This is a genomic window from Sphingobacterium sp. SGG-5 (genome assembly GCF_011043525.1).
Classification (GTDB): domain Bacteria; phylum Bacteroidota; class Bacteroidia; order Sphingobacteriales; family Sphingobacteriaceae; genus Sphingobacterium.
Genome location: NZ_JAAKGO010000010.1, coordinates 108,952 through 125,099, shown reverse-complemented (window position 1 = coordinate 125,099; position 16,148 = coordinate 108,952). Strand labels below are relative to the sequence as shown.

19 protein-coding genes are annotated in these 16,148 nt (G+C 39.8%); 6 read left to right on the top strand and 13 right to left on the bottom strand.

The window, feature by feature from the left end; all coding sequences use genetic code 11:
- The first annotated feature begins 161 nt into the window (after positions 1–161).
- The 3 genes from G5B30_RS15180 to G5B30_RS15170 are packed head-to-tail and all read left to right on the top strand — an operon-like array spanning position 162 to position 1,388.
- Complete coding sequence (locus G5B30_RS15180; protein ID WP_165320847.1) at positions 162–431, top strand: YtxH domain-containing protein; 270 nt, start codon at positions 162–164, stop codon at positions 429–431.
- Between the two features lie 26 nt (positions 432–457).
- Positions 458–898, top strand: a complete 441-nt coding sequence (locus G5B30_RS15175; protein WP_206367156.1) for a phage holin family protein — start codon at positions 458–460, stop codon at positions 896–898.
- Positions 864–1,388 (top strand): hypothetical protein, encoded by a 525-nt coding sequence (locus tag G5B30_RS15170; protein ID WP_240903233.1) that lies wholly within the window; start codon positions 864–866, stop codon positions 1,386–1,388. Before G5B30_RS15175 ends, G5B30_RS15170 begins: the two co-directional genes overlap by 35 nt.
- Here G5B30_RS15170 and G5B30_RS15165 read toward each other — a convergent pair.
- Positions 1,385–2,329, bottom strand: a complete 945-nt coding sequence (locus tag G5B30_RS15165; RefSeq protein ID WP_410528446.1) for a GDP-L-fucose synthase family protein — start codon at positions 2,327–2,329, stop codon at positions 1,385–1,387. The two genes, G5B30_RS15170 and G5B30_RS15165, sit on opposite strands and share 4 nt — an antisense overlap.
- A 95-nt stretch (positions 2,330–2,424) precedes the next feature.
- On the opposite strand from G5B30_RS15165, the gene trmB reads away from it, so the two are divergent.
- On the top strand, positions 2,425–3,087 hold the full coding sequence (gene trmB, locus G5B30_RS15160; RefSeq protein ID WP_165320845.1) for a tRNA (guanosine(46)-N7)-methyltransferase TrmB: 663 nt from the start codon (positions 2,425–2,427) through the stop codon (positions 3,085–3,087).
- Positions 3,088–3,146: 59 nt separating this feature from the next.
- Here the strand turns inward: trmB and G5B30_RS15155 are convergent, their stop codons facing one another.
- The 5 genes from G5B30_RS15155 to G5B30_RS15135 form a co-directional block, all read right to left on the bottom strand.
- A complete protein-coding gene (locus tag G5B30_RS15155) occupies positions 3,147–4,121 on the bottom strand; it encodes a rhodanese-related sulfurtransferase (protein ID WP_165320844.1) in 975 nt (324 codons plus the stop codon).
- Between the two features lie 86 nt (positions 4,122–4,207).
- Entirely contained in the window at positions 4,208–4,444 is a 237-nt protein-coding gene (locus tag G5B30_RS15150) for a DUF3820 family protein (RefSeq protein ID WP_165320843.1), read from the bottom strand.
- A 52-nt stretch (positions 4,445–4,496) separates the two neighbouring features.
- Positions 4,497–5,399 (bottom strand): sensor histidine kinase, encoded by a 903-nt coding sequence (locus tag G5B30_RS15145; protein WP_165320842.1) that lies wholly within the window; start codon positions 5,397–5,399, stop codon positions 4,497–4,499.
- A gap of 435 nt (positions 5,400–5,834) precedes the next feature.
- Positions 5,835–6,587: a glycosyltransferase family 2 protein gene (locus G5B30_RS15140; RefSeq protein WP_165320841.1), complete on the bottom strand. Its 753-nt coding sequence runs from the start codon at positions 6,585–6,587 to the stop codon at positions 5,835–5,837.
- A 14-nt stretch (positions 6,588–6,601) separates the two neighbouring features.
- Positions 6,602–7,417, bottom strand: a complete 816-nt coding sequence (locus tag G5B30_RS15135) for a sugar transferase (RefSeq protein ID WP_410528445.1) — start codon at positions 7,415–7,417, stop codon at positions 6,602–6,604.
- Between the two features lie 289 nt (positions 7,418–7,706).
- Between G5B30_RS15135 and G5B30_RS15130 the strand changes: the two genes are divergently transcribed.
- A complete protein-coding gene (locus G5B30_RS15130; RefSeq protein ID WP_165320839.1) occupies positions 7,707–8,006 on the top strand; it encodes a hypothetical protein in 300 nt (99 codons plus the stop codon).
- 19 nt (positions 8,007–8,025) lie between these two features.
- Here the strand turns inward: G5B30_RS15130 and G5B30_RS15125 are convergent, their stop codons facing one another.
- From G5B30_RS15125 to G5B30_RS15100, 6 genes are read right to left on the bottom strand one after another with little or no spacing between them, the layout of a single operon-like run.
- Positions 8,026–8,916, bottom strand: a complete 891-nt coding sequence (locus tag G5B30_RS15125) for a glycosyltransferase (protein ID WP_165320838.1) — start codon at positions 8,914–8,916, stop codon at positions 8,026–8,028.
- Positions 8,906–10,351 (bottom strand): lipopolysaccharide biosynthesis protein, encoded by a 1,446-nt coding sequence (locus G5B30_RS15120; RefSeq protein ID WP_165320837.1) that lies wholly within the window; start codon positions 10,349–10,351, stop codon positions 8,906–8,908. The genes G5B30_RS15125 and G5B30_RS15120 overlap by 11 nt, the downstream gene beginning before the upstream one ends.
- A gap of 13 nt (positions 10,352–10,364) precedes the next feature.
- The gene (locus G5B30_RS15115; protein ID WP_165320836.1) at positions 10,365–11,108 is read right to left on the bottom strand and encodes a hypothetical protein; all 744 of its coding nucleotides are present in this window, start codon (positions 11,106–11,108) and stop codon (positions 10,365–10,367) included.
- A 34-nt stretch (positions 11,109–11,142) separates the two neighbouring features.
- A complete protein-coding gene (locus tag G5B30_RS15110) occupies positions 11,143–11,868 on the bottom strand; it encodes a YebC/PmpR family DNA-binding transcriptional regulator (RefSeq protein WP_165320835.1) in 726 nt (241 codons plus the stop codon).
- Between the two features lie 3 nt (positions 11,869–11,871).
- A complete protein-coding gene (locus G5B30_RS15105; RefSeq protein WP_165320834.1) occupies positions 11,872–12,822 on the bottom strand; it encodes an NAD-dependent epimerase/dehydratase family protein in 951 nt (316 codons plus the stop codon).
- A gap of 26 nt (positions 12,823–12,848) precedes the next feature.
- A complete protein-coding gene (locus tag G5B30_RS15100; RefSeq protein WP_165320833.1) occupies positions 12,849–13,763 on the bottom strand; it encodes a lamin tail domain-containing protein in 915 nt (304 codons plus the stop codon).
- A 316-nt stretch (positions 13,764–14,079) separates the two neighbouring features.
- Here G5B30_RS15100 and G5B30_RS15095 point away from each other — a divergent pair, with 316 nt between their 5' ends.
- Positions 14,080–15,069, top strand: coding sequence for an aspartate-semialdehyde dehydrogenase (locus G5B30_RS15095; protein WP_165320832.1), 990 nt, complete (start codon positions 14,080–14,082; stop codon positions 15,067–15,069).
- Positions 15,070–15,149: 80 nt separating this feature from the next.
- Here G5B30_RS15095 and G5B30_RS15090 read toward each other — a convergent pair whose 3' ends face one another.
- Positions 15,150–16,148, bottom strand: a complete 999-nt coding sequence (locus tag G5B30_RS15090; protein WP_165320831.1) for a Kelch repeat-containing protein — start codon at positions 16,146–16,148, stop codon at positions 15,150–15,152.

The following is a 16,148-nucleotide window of genomic DNA, read 5'->3' as shown; positions in this document are numbered from 1 at the left end:
GTTAATAAAATATTGTTTACAAAACAAGTTTGGTTTTTTATATTGAGAAATAATAGTTGTATATTGTCTTAACTGAAAAGTCGAAAAAAATTAAACCATTCTTCTTTTCGAGTGTTTAATTGAATATAGAACGTTGGTTTTTTTAATAATTAATATTGTACATGAACGATAGTGGAAAAGTAGTCACAGCCTTGTTGGCCGGGTTAGCCGCGGGGGCTGTATTAGGTATTTTATTTGCTCCGGATAAGGGGTCGGAGACAAGGGATAAACTCAACGAATCTTTAGCTGATCTAGGAGAGGCTATTAAAGAGCGTGCTGAGGAACAGTTTGATCAGTTAAATGATCTTAAAGAGAAGGTGTTATCGGCAGTGCGGGCTAAGATTTCGAAAACTGAAGAAAGTCTCGACGAAGAGATCGAAGAGCATGCATAAGGAAGGTGGTAAGATAAATCGGGAACATGAGTGAACAAAAATTTTCTTTCTCAGGAAGCTTTCAAAAGGCTAAAGAATATATCGATACTCAGATAGAGCTCGTCCGATTGAAGGCCATAGCAAAAAGTGCACGTATCGTGGGAGCATTAGTGGTTGACATTGGCAAGCTGTTGTTGGGATTGATTATTGTGTTTTTCTTTTCCTTGGCATTAGGCTTTTATTTAGGTGAGTTATTGGGAAGCTATGCTTTAGGTTTTTTAGTTACAGGAGGTATATTTTTAATTTTTCTGTTGTTGGTTCGTGTTTTTTCTTCCACGCTGGAATCCAAATTCATGGATTTGACGATACGTAAAGTCGTTAGCATGTGGAAGGATGATGAAGATGTAGAAAACGAAAGCGTCCCACCGGGGACTATAGAGAATGAAGATATAGATGACAAAGAAAGTGATGAGCGTAAAAATTCATAATATAGCCGAGCTGAAGGAAGAGATAAGGCGATTGACTCAGCTTAAAAATGAGCAAGAGGCCTATTTGTCCAATCAATATTTGCTACTCCGTAAGAAGATTGAAGCACCATCTCGTCTATTAGGTATGTTGACATCCAGTATTCCTGGTGTGGATATGGTGAAAGGACTTTTTTCTTCGGTTTTATCCAAAGAAAAGTCAGACGGTAAATCCGATTGGTTGACCAATACATTGCGTGTAGGCCTTCCTTTGGTGTTGAACAAAACTTTGCTTAAAAATGTAGGGTGGTTAAAAAAAACCTTGGTACTTCTGCTGTCTGAACGTGCTGCAGGTCAGGTAAATCAGGATAAAATCGGAAATGTAATCACAAAAATTGCAGATTTTGTTCGACCAAATAAGAAAAAGAAACAGCACCATGACCTGCCCCCGTTGGAAGGGACGCAACCAGAGGTGCCCGATTTTGGGATTCCTCCCAATAGTGAGACTTCTTAGAATTTTTTGGCTTTAAAATCTTCAAAAGCTAACTCAATCCCTTTTTCCAAAGGGATTTTGTGTTTCCAGCCTAAATCATGGAGTCGGGATACGTCCATCAATTTACGAGGCGTGCCGTCTGGCTTGCTGCGGTCAAAAGATATGTTTCCGGTATAGCCGACAATATTTTTAATAAGTAGAGCTAGGTCTTTAATTGAAATGTCTTCTCCAATCCCAATGTTGATAAACTGAGCTTCGTTATATTTTTGCATGAGGAAGATACATGCATCTGCTAAGTCAGAAGAAAAAAGGAATTCGCGACGTGGAGTACCTGTCCCCCAAATGACAACCTCTGAGGCACCAGTTTCCTTCGCTTCATGAAAACGCCTGATTAAGGCTGGAAGAACATGTGAGTTTTTGGGATGATAGTTGTCATTATAACCATACAAATTCGTAGGCATCACGGAAATGAAATTGCAGCCGTACTGCGCGCGATAAGCCTCACACATTTTTATTCCTGCAATTTTTGCGATAGCATAAGGTTCATTCGTAGACTCAAGTATGCCAGTCAGCAGATAATCTTCTTTCAACGGTTGAGGAGCCATCTTTGGATAAATACAAGATGATCCGAGAAACATCAATTTTTTAACGTCGTGAACGTACGATTGATGTATAACGTTGTTTTGTATCGCGAGATTGTCGTAGAGAAAATCAGCACGGTAAGTATCATTAGCCAAAATACCACCAACTTTTGCCGCTGCCAAAAAAACATATTCAGGTCTTTCGGACTGAAAGAAGTCAGCCACGGCACGCTGATCGCGAAGGTCGAGCTCTTTTGATGTCCGCGTAACTATATTTTTAAAACCGTCTGTTTGAAGTTGGTTCAGAATAGCGGATCCAACCATACCCCTATGACCCGCAACATATATTTTGTCGTTTTTTTCCACTAGCAGCTGATTAATATAACAAACTTAGATAAAAATGGCTGCATTTGCGAACGCATTGTTATCGAATATTTTAATAAATAAAGATTATTTTTGCGGCTATAATAGGAGTTATGGGTAAAGATAAGCTAAGGAAATTTGCAGAAGTAGCGACGTTTAAGAACGTCGTCCAATTGGATGCTGGGAAAGCGTATAAGGGCCGATGGTCGTCGGCTTTTTTCGGAAATGACAACCCTTTGGTTTTAGAATTGGCTTGTGGAAAGGGTGAATATACCGTTAATCTCGCCAAGATGTTCCCCAACAAGAACTTTCTTGGGGTCGACTACAAAGGCAACAGAATATGGCGTGGGGCAAAAACAGCACTGGAAGAGAAGATTCACAATGTTGGATTTTTACGTATTCAGATAGAAGATATTCTCGAACACTTTGCAGAAAATGAGGTTTCCGAAATATGGATTACTTTTCCCGATCCCCAACCTCAAGATAGCCGAGAGAAGAGGAGATTAACCAACCCTACCTTTTTGGCAAAATATAAGTTCATTCTCCAAGAAGATGGGATTATGCATCTCAAGACCGATAACGATGGTTTCTATGCCTATACGTTGGAACAAGTTACCTTTCAAAGACTATTAATACAAAAGGAAACAACAGATTTATACCGTTCTGAGCTGGTAGATACGGTGCTTTCCATCAAAACCTATTACGAGCGAAAGTATTTGGCGGAGGATAAAAATATTAGTTACTTACAATGGCAATTTAGCAAGCGAACTCTGTAGATCTTCCTAAGGAATTTTAATTTGGAATCTTGACTTAAAAGGATAAGCTTAAACTGATTTTATTCGATTTTTTGAAACTTTTTATGTTTTCTTTTGGAGATCTTCTCTATATTTACCGGTTGAGGTATTTTAACATAGTAGCCTGTCCCGTCATATTCCCGCTTTCGTGGATTTGATTTGCATGTGTCCGAGCAACAGCCATCCATTTTCCAGCCACATTCATCACACTGTGTGAAATGTTCATTGCATTCAGGATTTGCACAATTAATCATTTTTGGTGTAGTCTTACCGCAATTTTTGCATGTGGATACGACGACTGGGTTAACTGTATTAACATCTACAGTCACCCGGTTATCGAAGACGTAACATTTACCTTCAAAATCCTTTCCCCCCGCCTCCTTTCCGTACTTAATAATACCTCCGTGAAGCTGATATACATCATCAAATCCCTCTTTCAAGAGGAGCGCCGACGCTTTTTCACATTTAATACCTCCCGTGCAGTAGGTCAATATTTTCTTTCCCTTATATTTTTCAAGCTCCTTGATCTTTTCTGGAAACTCGCGAAAATTCTCAATGTCCAAGGTAATAGCATTTTTAAAACGGCCAACGTTATGCTCATAGTTCGAACGCACATCCAATACGACGACATCATCGCGGTCTTTCATTTCCATAAACTCCTTCGGCTCGAGATGTTTTCCGGTTTCGTTATTTGGGTCGATTTCGGATGGATTGCGGAGTCCCGAATGCACAATCTCTGGTTTATAGCGGCAGTGCATTTTGATAAAAGAAGGTTCTTCTACATGATCGATTTTAAAATCTGTTTTTGCAAAACGAGGGTCAGCATGTATAGCGTCCATATAAGCTTTGCAAGCTTCTGATGTTCCCGAGACAGTGCCATTTAAACCTTCATCGGCCACGATAATACGTCCTACTAAACCTAATGATTTACAAAAATCTAAATGATCTGCAGCAAACTGTTCTGCATTTTCGATTGGGCTGTAGCAATAATACAGCAATGTTTGATAATATCTCATAAGTCATTGATACCGCTGCAAACGGCGTTTAATGTTAAATTATGGCACAAAGTTACGAATTCCTGAGAAATCTAAACGGGCGATAGTTATTTTTTGATCAGAGGCTTCAATAGATATTCTAACCCATTCAGCTTCATTTCGTAGAGTGTAGCCAACTGCATACCTAATTTTCCGGGAGGGAACCCTTTATTATGAAACCAAACCAGATAGGCTTCGGGCAATTTGTACAAGGGCCAATCTTTGTATTTTCCAAATGGCATCTTGGCAGTTGCCAGTTCTGTCAGAATATCGGGGTTGAATAAGTTATCCTCTTGTTTTGTCATGTGGTATCATTTGATAAATCGGTATCTAATAATCATGTATAGAAAGTAGAGATTATGCGATCGGGAATGATAAATAGAATGTCGTACCCTGGCCTTCCTCTGTTTCAAACCAAATCTCTCCTTGCTGCAATAACATATATTCTCGGCATAACGTTAGACCTATGCCCGTGCCTTGTTCATTGTTGGTCCCTAAACTGCTCTCCGTGCTAAAATCAAAGAGCTGGCTACGTTTTTCCGTAGGAATTCCCCGCCCATTGTCTTTAACAGAAATCACACAGCGATTGTCCTGCCTTTCGGCTACAAATAATATTTCTCCGGCATATGGTGTAAACTTAATCGCGTTATATAGGATGTTGCGTACAATAAGATTTAACAAATCGTAATCCGCTCGTATTATTAAATCGTCTTTAAAATGATGACTTAACACAATACCTTTCTTTGAAGCGATCAATCTTAAGTATGCTATTGTCGATGCAACTTCTTTTAGGACATGGATCGGTCGAAGGTTGACACGAGAGCTTTCCATCTGATTTCTGCTCCAATAAAGAAGATTAGTCAAAAGCTCTTGTGTGTTACGCGTGATGTCCAACAATTTATTTTCAATAACTTTTTTCTCCTTTTGGCTCAGATCACCGGATCCTATCATTTCCAAATATTGATGTACATTTGCTAAAGGGGTTCTCAAATCATGGGAAATTATCGAAAACAGTTTGTCTTTCTCTTTATTGATTTTTTTCAGGGCCTCGGCTCTCTCTACCAGCATTTTTCTTTGTTGTACATAGGCACGTAGCAGATAGCCAGTGCCGGTATATATCAATAAGATGGTAATGATATAAGTAAAATAAGTGTCGATAAAGAAAGCGTCTCTGCTTGGATAGTCGGCTGTCAACAGATCCGGGTTTATATATTCAGAAAGGATTAAAATCCCTACAAGCAGTGAGTTTCCAATAAACATGTAAATTAGTTTGCTCCGGTAGGACACAACCGCTATAAAAAAAAACGATGCGATATATAATAATAGAGAGGGCCCTTTTATTCCTTGATTGATGAAATAATTCACTGCTAAAAGAATATGTATCTCCCATGCAGATATAAGGATAGCCTGTTTCTGTTTTCCCTTAAACCTACTAATATAATATAGAAAAGATTGTAACAAAAATATACTTAGAGAAACCAGCGCTGCTTGTCCGAGGCCGATATATAGATTTAAGAAGCAGGTTAGGGCGGCGCCAACAATTGCTATTAACGAAAAAACATGAAATATCCGGGTCTCCAGGTCTAACTCATAACTGCCTCCTATCCAGAAATTAAGTTTCTCACGTATCCTGCTGAAAAAATATTTAGTACTCATCCCCTCATAAATAGCCAGATAAATATATTGAAAAAATCCTCATTCTTCGATTTTGCCATGTAAAATGCGGTGTTTGAACAGTCGAACCGCGATGACGAAATGATTTAGGATATTAGGAAGAGTGCCGTAATGTTTTTTGAAAATACGATATCGCTCTTTTAGGCTTTGGTGATGTCTCTTCTTTGAGAGGCCACCTACGAGGTATTTGACAACATAAATATTTACATTTTTGGTGCTTTTTGCTTTTTTGGCCGCACGAATAACCCAATCGATATCTCCGCTCAACTGATATTGGAGATCATAGGGCTCTGCAATACTTCTCTTGACGTAAATGGCCTGATGGCAAATATTCATACCATATCGGAAAGATTGCCAGTCAAAGTTTACTGGTGCGCGGTGTCTTCTATCACCGATGATATGCCGCTGTTCGTTGACGAGCTTGGTGTCGCCGTAGATAATGTCAGCACCTTTCCCTTCCTCTACCACATTTTGGATTGTGTTTTCATCAAAAAGCTCATCTCCGGAATTCAGAAAAAGTACATAGTCTCCGTGAGCTGCTGCCAAGCCTTTATTCATCGCATCGTATATACCCTTGTCTTTCTCGGAAATCACAATGTCGATCCGATCATGGTAGGAGGTGATTACATCCAATGTACCGTCCGTCGAAGCTCCATCGACAATAATATATTCTATGTTCGTGTAGGTTTGGCAAAGCACAGACTCGATGGTGTATGCAATGTCCCGAACGTTGTTATAGACGACGGTAATAATAGATATTTTGAGATTATTCACGATTATTTTCTTTATTATTTCGTTATTTTTTGAAGATAACGAATTGCCCTTTGAAGAAGACTGCCTTTGCGATGTTGAAAAAAATATTTAATAGCGTTATATGCTTGTCGGTCTTCTTCGATCTTATCGGTAAAGATGCGGATTGGAGTATCGGATAATTCAACGCGATATGCATTATCCCTATCTGAATGTGTGCCGGAGCCATCTGTGCCAATATTTTGAATCATGGAACGTTGAGGATAGAGTACTAACCCGCCTTGATTAAATATAGAAAGGTACCAGCGGATAGCCCAGGAGTTAATTTTACCAGCCTTAAATTCTCTTACCTGCTTCCAGAAATTTTCACTATAATCAATGCTAAACCGTCTTATATCTTCTTTTGTAAAATGTGCTGTCAACATTTCGATGTCTGCGTTGAAATGTTTCCAGGCTCTATCCCACGTTGCCCAACCCCAGCTATTTGCTACCCGGAAGAAAAAGGTTTCATGAAGTTTGTCACTGTCTTTAATAGGAAACATATAGCCACTAATCTCCATGACCTTATTGTTGTCCGCATATTTTTCCAGGGCATCATTAAAATACCGTAATCCATACATAGAGATTTCTAGGTCGTCTTCAAGGACAATTGCTCGGCCATATTCGCTTATTATTTTGGTGACGCCATCGATTATGTTTTCCGCCAGCCCCCAGTTCTTTTCCCGCTCTATAATTGTAATATTTTTAAATACCCACGGTTCTCGTAATATTGTCCTTACTTCGTTTACTCTCGCAATAGTATCAGAATCTTTGGCTCCATCTGCGAAAATGAACAATTCAGAATCTGACGCCATCTTTGCTCGTTCTAGTGCTTGTAGCGTCTTACGAGTATGAGAGGGTCTGTTATAGACGAAGAGGATTATTGGGGCTATCATTGGGATAACAAAATTTGTTACAAAGATAATGAATGAATACGTCTTTGCCTGTGCTGTTTTGCTTTTAAGCTTTTTTCTTTATAAAATACTATAATATGAATAGAAGAGAAGTTCTCGATACACTTATATCATGGAATAAAGGTCAGACCTATTTGGGAATAGGGGTGTCACTGCGGCCTATCCCGTTAAAGAATCTATCAATGAAGTAATGAAAAAGGTAAGACATTGGGATTTAGAAGGGTGGCAGGGAAATTGGAATGGAGATGTGTGGAAAGCTATTGCTGACTTGGCGTTGACCAGAGATGACCTACGCATATTTACGCTCAATATGGATTTTGGGTTGGCCATCATTATGAAAGGGGTTCCTGAGTTTAAGCCGAAATTTACGTTGGAGGATATCCGGTCTGGTGATTATGCTTTTTTCGATAGGAACCGTGAAAAACTGATCAACTTAAGAGAGCCGAAATATTTCAAGCAAGTATTTTTTGCAGAGACTGCAAAAAAATGACTTCTTTTGTCTGTTCGTATTAGAACTTTGTTTTTAACAGTTTAATAATTTCGTTTGTATTGGCCACAGAACTCTTATTATTTTTGATGGTATAAAACAAAATCAAGAATTTATAATATTTGATTAGGGTTTTAAGCACCTTCTTGTGTGGCACACCCATTTTGCGTTGCAAATAAAAGTAAGACGTTAATCCTTTCTCCGTTGTTTCAATCGAAAATGGTCGGTCTGAAATAGCATGCTGATACTTTTTTGATAAGTCCATCCTGATTTTTGTATTGGAAAAATGGTGCAATAGATTTTCGTGCAGATATCTCTCTTCCCCATAGAGAAAAATTTTGGGGTCATAACCCCCAATTTTTAAGAAAGAAGATTTTCGGAGAAAAAAACAAGCGCCCGAAATGACGGAATACTTTGGTGAGAAAGCATTTGCTTTATGAAGGAAAAAGTTCTGGATAAAAGAGGTCACCGATAATTTTCTTTGCAAGAAAGAGTGTGTCTTTTTTTTATATTGATCTACTTGTCGAAAGCCGAGCAACATAAGGTCGGGCTCGTTTGAAAATTGATTTATCGCCCATTTGAAAACTGGTTCGATTAGTTCTGCATCAGGATTTATGAGCAATATGCATTCGCTTTGGGCATGAAGAATACCCAAATTATTTCCCGCTCCATAGCCTTCGTTAGCGTGATTATTTATACATTTTACGAGTGGGAAAGCTTCTTGAACAGCTTGATTAATAGCGGCCTGATTTGTGCTGTTATTGTCTACTACAATGATTTCCAATTCTGCTTGGATATCGTTATGGTTATATATCGATGCCAAGCAGTTCTCCAACAATCTTATAGGGGTGTTATAGGTCAGAATAACGACACTTACACCGCTTGCGTATATTCCATCACTGTTATTTGACATATTTTTCTTTTATAAAGAGGATGGTTTCTCGGAGGATTATGGATTTAAAGATATACATTATAGCAAGATACGTAGATCCGAAAACAAGAGCTTTCATAAATAATGAGAGGTAAATATTATCATACCATTCGCCCAAAGAATAGGAAAGATAGCCACATATTACTGATGCTACCATATATTTCAGTATAATCCAAGCTAGGTCGAGATAATTGATATTGGTATACTTCGATATAGAAATCTGCCAAACAAATGTCCATACTACGGTGAAGAGTGCAATACCCCATACCAACGGGATTATCCCGTTTGGATGAAGAAAAAAGATAATAGCCAATTGCATAAGGCCAAAGACAATCATATATAACATATATACGGTAGATGCACCTCTACTTAAAATATAATTAGCATAAAAATTAATAATAGGAAGGAATGCAGCTTGGATACACAATATTTGTAACAAATGAGCACTGGGCAACCATTTTTCTGTTATCGTGATAAGGATAAATTCATTAGAAATTATATATAACAAGGTAAGTGCAGGGAACGTAACAAAACAGATGAAATTTAGTAATTTTAGGAATACGCGCGTCTGTCTTTCCTGATCTTCTCCAAGTGTTGATAACATGGGTTGGGCAAATCCATGTGACATATTAGCAATAACACCCTGAGCCATACCACTCCATTTAGTGGCCTGCGAGTAATATCCCACGGTATTTTTACTTGCAACTCTTCCGAGGTAGAACGTGAGCAAGTTGTTGTTAATATGATTGAGAATGTTTGTTATCAATATTTTGCTGCTAAATTTCCATAGACTTTTTATTGGTCTAAGATCGATATTCAAAGATGGCCTAAAACCTGAAAAGAAAAAGCAAAAGATCGAGAAGCTTAAACTATATAAGACAGATTGAGCGACCAAGCTCCAGTAAGCGAAGTTGTAATAGACGAGGATAACTGCCGTAATCCCTGAGATAAGAACACTTAATGTCGTGGATAAATAACGTTCTTTAACCTTTAAGTTTCTAAAAAGATAAGCATTGTGAGCTATTCCAAAACTGCTACACACGAAACTTAAGAATAAGAATCTTGCTAAAAGAGTTAATTCGGGCATTTGAAAAAAAAGGCTAAGCAGCGGTGCTGTCAAGAATAAAATGAGGTATAACGCGAAGCTAATTAACAAGCTCGCCCAAAATACAGCATTGTAATCTTTAAATTCAACATTCTTTTTATTCGCCAATGCGGTTATGAAACCCGCTTCTTGGGTAGATGAGGCTATGAGTGAAAAGATGGCCAACACTCCCACTAAACCATAATCTTCGGCTGAAAGATTACGCGACAGGTATATGCCGAAAATCAATCCTAATAACTGTTGAACTCCTGTAGCGGCTCCCCCCCACAATATCCCTTTTACCGTTTTCGATTTTAGTGATTCGTTTGTCATTTAGATCAACATATTAATCCGACGAATCGCCATCTCCCTGATCATTTTTCGTTATTTTTGTTTTGAATCTTGGCGTAAAGCCCGTTGGTTTATTTTCTGTTGGAGAGCGCTCTTCTGATTTTTTATCTGTGTCTACTTCTGTTGCAGAATTCTCAGTTTTAGTTACTCCGGCCTTGAAGCGGGGTTTAAATCCAGCAGGTTTATTAGAGACTTCCTGATCAATAGGTGTTGTCTGCTGTGGTGTATTAGAGTTTGTATTTTCTGTTTTTGTCACTCCCGTTTTGAATCGTGGCTTGAACCCCGCCGGTTTGCTCGTGTTTTCTTCGGTTGTAGACGTCTCCGGTGGAGTTTTGGAGCCTGGATCTGCGGTTTTTGTTACCCCAGCTTTGAATCGTGGCTTGAAGCCAGTAGGTTTATTCTCTTGGGTAGATGCCGTTGGTTCCTTCTCGGTCTCCACATTTGCGTTTTCTGGCGTCGCCGGTGGAGTATTCGTTTTAAATTTGGACTTGAAGCCCAACGAAGCCGATACAGATGTTGGTTTTGCGGTACTATCTGTTTTCTCTACAGTTAGTTCGGGCTCATTTAATTTGTAGCTCTTCCGCAGCCTGTTGAACCAGAACTTTTTGGTATGGTCAAAACTTTTTTCACCCATAGCATAATAATGCGAATGGAACTCTGTATATAGTTCCGGCTTATCACGCTGTAGCGCTTGAAGGTCTATTTTCTTCTTTGCAAAAAAATCCTCAAAAGTCACCATATACAAACATAGGCAAAATTGCTTTATATTACTATTACTCCATATTATGGTACACGGCCTGGACGTCGTCGTCTTCTTCGATCTTGTCGACCATTTTCAATACATCAGCTGCCTGCTCTTCACTTAGAGGGGTGTGAGATAACGCAATGCGCTCCAACTTTGCGGAAGTTGTCTCTACGCCCTTTTCCTCCAGAAGACGTTGCATATTTCCAAAATCTTCAAATGAAGTTTGGACGACGACCTGATCGTTCCCTTCTTCGTCTGCCTCTACATATAACTCCTCCAAACCTCCATCAATCAGCTCTAGCTCCAGTTCGTCCATGTCGATCCCGTCATTTGCCGGAAAACGAAAGATAGACTTCCGTTGAAAAATAAAATCTAGGGATCCAGTTTTCCCCAGCGATCCGCCCGCTTTTGTGAAATAACTACGGATATTTGCTACAGTACGGTTTGTGTTGTCTGTCGCGGTTTCGATAAGTACCGGTACACCATGTGGGCCGTAACCTTCATATACATATTCCTCATATCCTTTCGCGTCTTTCTCCGATGCTCTTTTTATCGCTGCTTCTACCCGGTCTTTTGGCATATTGACCGCTTTGGCATTTTGTATAGCTGTGCGTAGACGGGAATTGTTTTCCGGGTGAGGGCCACCTTCTTTTACCGCTATTGCGATTTCTTTTCCTAAACGCGTGAACTGGACCGCCATTTTGGCCCAGCGTTTAAATTTTCTTTCTTTCCTGAATTCAAAAGCTCTACCCATTGTTTATGCCTGTTTATTTTTAAGATTATCAATCATATCTTTCGTCATCGTGGGTAGATCAAACGTTAAAGACCAATTCCAATCCTTACGGGCATATTCGTCATTGATGCTTTGCGGCCATGAGTCCGCTATAGCTTGTCGTGGATCTCCTTCGATGTAAGACATCTCAAAATTAGGAAGAATTTTTTTAATTTCTTGGGCCAACATCGCCGGAGTGAATGAAACTCCTGCTAAATTATAGCTGGAACGTATGGTAATATTTTCGCTGGGAGCATCCATTAACTGTATCGTTGCACGGACCGCATCTTCCATGTACATCATCGGTAGGGCTGTATCTGCCGAAAGGAAAGAGCTATATTGGCCTTTGGCCAGCGCTTCAAAAAAAATGTGAACCGCATAATCCGTTGTTCCACCACCCGGAACGGTTTTCCAGGAGATTACTCCCGGATAACGTATACTGCGAATATCCAGCCCGTATTTCGTATGGTAATATTCGCACAACCTTTCACCCGCCAATTTACTTATGCCATAAATACTATTGGGGTCCATAATACAATGCTGCGGAGTATCTGATTTTGGAGAATGTGGCCCGAACACGGCAATGGAGCTTGGCCAGAAGACTTTCTTTATCCCCAGGACCAGACAAAGATCCAATACATTCAGGAGACCATTCATATTCAGATCCCAGGCCTTTTGAGGATACTGTTCTCCTACAGCTGAAAGCATGGCTGCTAACAAATAGATTTGCGTCGGTTGGTGTTTCACAAAAAGTGATTTCAGCCCCTCCTTATCCAATACGTTAACCTGTTCGAATATTTCGTCGCTTTGAAGATTTTCCGGCTTTCTGATGTCCGAAGTAATCACGCTGGAAGCGCCGAATTTCTTACGTAAAGCTATAGCTAATTCGGTTCCGATCTGGCCATTTGATCCAATGATTAGTATTGTCTCTTTCATAGAGGCAAAGATAGGCTATTTCATTTCTATTTGTCAATAGATAATGGTGCTCCGGCAATCACAAAAGCACCCTTATAAAGCTCTCTGTCACCTTTCCCGTTATAAATTTCAGTTAGAAAAATGTAAATACCGTTAGGAGCTACGACACCATTTTCACCTCGACAATCCCAGATGATTTTCCCCGATGAACCTGCACTTTGATGCCGAATCAATCGGTTGACTGGTCGACCATTTTCAGCAAAGATAGAGACGCTCATCTGGTAATCCGGCTGTGAAAATTCATAATTTATCTCCAAAAAATCTTCAAATCCGTCCTGATTGGGCGAGACAGTTTTTGAGGTCAAAAAAAAGTTATTTTTTTTGCGGAGTATATCTTTTTGTATGGAATTTTTATATCCAGGAGTCGCCCCTCCGCTCCATGTTGACGCAGAAAGAAAATTATCTGGGCTATTGGTCGGTTCGTCCGGAGATAGCCTTTCGAGTGAAATTCCTTTTGTATTCTTGAGAAGAGGCATGTGCATCCCTGCATAGTAGTACAGTGAATCCATTCTTCCTTCCGGAGAAAATAACGTGACTGCCCCTTGTTCATTTGGATACGCAGGTAAACGATCCATGGCATGGATACATTGATTTTCTCCTTTTTTATATTGTCTATATAAAGCGTTTGGGTCGGTTGTTAGTGCCAGATATTGCCCCGCTTCTAAAAGAAGAACCTCACTGCTGATTGGGTACTTGCCTAACTTCCAATGCTGCAGGTTGATGGGATGTCCACTTCGGTTGTATATTTCCACAAAGTCTACACCGCCTTTCACCGGATTAAAAAGAACTTCATTGATAATAACATCCGTTTGAGCCATTAGAAACGACATGGGCCAAAAACAGGCTATGCAACAGACGACAGTAGATATAGAAAGGTGACTTAATATGTATAGAATTTTCATATATCAAAAATAATAAAATTTCTTTAAAAATAAAATTAATATTGTTTAGATATAATTTTTATACAGATAACATAGGGCGTCATTTTACTCGGGAGCTTAGGTCGTCAAAATTCTTATCTCTAAATGACAGAAGTTATTAATTGATTATTGACAAAATCATAAAAAAATCACTTAATCTGACAGTATTAAAGTCAAAATGGTGTTATTATTTTAAAAATTTTCAAAATAATGCAATAATGAACCGATAAATTTGCTATGTTTGGCATCTCATAAAGGAGTAAAAAGTAAAAATGAATTTTAAATTAATTTTAGTACAATGAAAGTAGCAGTAGTAGGCGCGACAGGTCTTGTCGGGTCAGAAATGTTGAATGTATTAGCGGAACGTAATTTCCCAGTAACCGAATTAATTCCTGTTGCGTCAGAACGTAGCAAGGGAAAAGAAATCGAGTTTAAAGGAAAGAAGTTCAAGGTTGTTACTCCTACGGAAGCTATTGCCATGAAACCGGATGTTGCGTTATTCTCTGCTGGGGGAGGTACTTCGACAGCATATGCTCCTTTGTTTGCAGAGGCAGGAATTACTGTCATCGACAATTCATCGGCTTGGCGGATGGATCCGACAAAAAAGCTCGTCGTACCCGAGGTAAATGGCGATGTATTAACCGCAGAAGACAAAATCATTGCAAATCCCAACTGTTCGACCGTTCAGATGGTCGTCGTGTTGAAGCCTTTGCATGACAAATATAAAATCAAACGTGTTGTTGTTTCTACCTATCAGTCGGTCACGGGTACAGGTGTTAAGGCCGTACAGCAGTTGAACGACGAACGGGCAGGAGTAGAGGGAGAGAAAGCATATCCTTATCCGATTGATCTGAATGTTATCCCACATATTGACGTATTCCAGGACAATGGATATACGAAAGAAGAGATGAAGATGATCTTAGAGACGAATAAGATCATGCAAGATGACAGCATTAAGGTCACAGCGACGACAGTGCGTATTCCGGTGATAGGTGGGCATTCCGAGTCGGTGAACATTGAATTTGAGCATGATTTCGATCTGGATGAACTTCGCCAAGTGTTGGGAAGCCAGGAAGGGCTTGTTGTTGTCGACAATCCTGCTAATCTCGAATACCCGATGCCAAAAGATGCACATGGTAAAGACGAGGTATTCGTCGGTCGTATTCGTAGAGATGAGACACAGCCGAATACGGTCAACCTGTGGATTGTAGCCGACAACCTAAGAAAGGGAGCAGCGACAAATGCAGTACAAGTGGCTGAATTGTTGAATAAGAAATCCCTTATTTAGTCGAGTACGGATTATATGAAAAAGAGAGCGGCTTTGAAATTTTCAAAGCCGCTCTCTTTTTGTATAATACTATCTGTCGACTAGCGTACTGGCGTAAACACCCAGTTGTCGTCATATCTAGCTGTGTTATTCTTTCCTGTTGCGACATAACCTTTTCCACCAATTGAGAATGCTACAGCACCATCACGGTACGAACCTTGGAATACTTGATGTTTGTTTGTCCAGCTATCCGAAGCCGGCTCATATTTCCAAACCGTACCTAATGCAACGCCTTTGTTACCAACAGCGACATAACCATAATCGCCGATAGCAAATGCGGCAGCACTTTGGCGCGTAACGTCATACGTGTAGCTGTCATCATTCCTGTTGATGGTATTCAATTCCTTCCAGTTTTCGCCGTCGAAAGAATAGAAATCATCTGGATACTGGCTATTGTCAAATCCTCCACCGATATATGCTTTACTGCCAATAACAAAAGCGAAAGCATTTACACGTTTTGACTTGAACTGAGCAGGTACTGGAGTCCAGCTCCCGTCGGCAGGGTCAAATTCGTAGAAATCACTTAAATTTTTGGCGTTTGCCGTTGCGCCTAATCCAACATACCCATGACCATTCAAAGCAAAAGCTACAGCACCGGAACGAGCTGCGTTCGTTGGGAGTGTTTCTGTAAGTTCTGTCCAAGTATCATCTGATGGATCGTATTCCCAAAAATCACTCAATGCATCAGTGCCGTTGTGGCCCAAGCCCACATATCCTTTACCATCTACGGAGAAGCCTACCGCACTATAGCGTGCTTCACCCGGAAACTCAGCAATAGAAGTCCATTGTGCATCAGAGAAAGACCAGGCATCCTTTAATGCCGTGTTATTTTTAAGTAGACCACCTACGATATAGCCTGTCTCTCCAATCTGGAAAGAGGCTGCATTGCTTCTTGGGTCCCCAGTAAAGACAGTAGACTTTACCCATTCTGTAGGTCCCGTATCCGTTGTGGAGTCCGTATCCTCACTTTTCTTACATGCATTGAACGTCAAAGTAAACGCACAGGCTAAAAAAAGAAATAGCCAATTTTTCTTGTTCAT

What these genes read in the sequence shown, in the direction of transcription:
- G5B30_RS15145 (WP_165320842.1), bottom strand. Translation starts at nt 5,399, where the DNA reads ATGTTTATTGGAAACTCACTGCTTGTAGGGATTTTAATCCTTTCTGAA.
- G5B30_RS15095 (WP_165320832.1), top strand. Translation starts at nt 14,080, where the DNA reads ATGAAAGTAGCAGTAGTAGGCGCGACAGGTCTTGTCGGGTCAGAAATG.
- G5B30_RS15175 (WP_206367156.1), top strand. Translation starts at nt 458, where the DNA reads ATGAGTGAACAAAAATTTTCTTTCTCAGGAAGCTTTCAAAAGGCTAAA.
- G5B30_RS15115 (WP_165320836.1), bottom strand. Translation starts at nt 11,108, where the DNA reads ATGGTGACTTTTGAGGATTTTTTTGCAAAGAAGAAAATAGACCTTCAA.
- G5B30_RS15100 (WP_165320833.1), bottom strand. Translation starts at nt 13,763, where the DNA reads ATGAAAATTCTATACATATTAAGTCACCTTTCTATATCTACTGTCGTC.
- G5B30_RS15135 (WP_410528445.1), bottom strand. Translation starts at nt 7,417, where the DNA reads ATGGCGTCAGATTCTGAATTGTTCATTTTCGCAGATGGAGCCAAAGAT.
- G5B30_RS15130 (WP_165320839.1), top strand. Translation starts at nt 7,707, where the DNA reads ATGAAAAAGGTAAGACATTGGGATTTAGAAGGGTGGCAGGGAAATTGG.
- G5B30_RS15120 (WP_165320837.1), bottom strand. Translation starts at nt 10,351, where the DNA reads ATGACAAACGAATCACTAAAATCGAAAACGGTAAAAGGGATATTGTGG.
- G5B30_RS15125 (WP_165320838.1), bottom strand. Translation starts at nt 8,916, where the DNA reads ATGTCAAATAACAGTGATGGAATATACGCAAGCGGTGTAAGTGTCGTT.
- G5B30_RS15110 (WP_165320835.1), bottom strand. Translation starts at nt 11,868, where the DNA reads ATGGGTAGAGCTTTTGAATTCAGGAAAGAAAGAAAATTTAAACGCTGG.
- G5B30_RS15150 (WP_165320843.1), bottom strand. Translation starts at nt 4,444, where the DNA reads ATGACAAAACAAGAGGATAACTTATTCAACCCCGATATTCTGACAGAA.
- G5B30_RS15155 (WP_165320844.1), bottom strand. Translation starts at nt 4,121, where the DNA reads ATGAGATATTATCAAACATTGCTGTATTATTGCTACAGCCCAATCGAA.
- G5B30_RS15170 (WP_240903233.1), top strand. Translation starts at nt 864, where the DNA reads ATGACAAAGAAAGTGATGAGCGTAAAAATTCATAATATAGCCGAGCTG.
- trmB (WP_165320845.1), top strand. Translation starts at nt 2,425, where the DNA reads ATGGGTAAAGATAAGCTAAGGAAATTTGCAGAAGTAGCGACGTTTAAG.
- G5B30_RS15180 (WP_165320847.1), top strand. Translation starts at nt 162, where the DNA reads ATGAACGATAGTGGAAAAGTAGTCACAGCCTTGTTGGCCGGGTTAGCC.
- G5B30_RS15105 (WP_165320834.1), bottom strand. Translation starts at nt 12,822, where the DNA reads ATGAAAGAGACAATACTAATCATTGGATCAAATGGCCAGATCGGAACC.
- G5B30_RS15090 (WP_165320831.1), bottom strand. Translation starts at nt 16,148, where the DNA reads ATGAACAAGAAAAATTGGCTATTTCTTTTTTTAGCCTGTGCGTTTACT.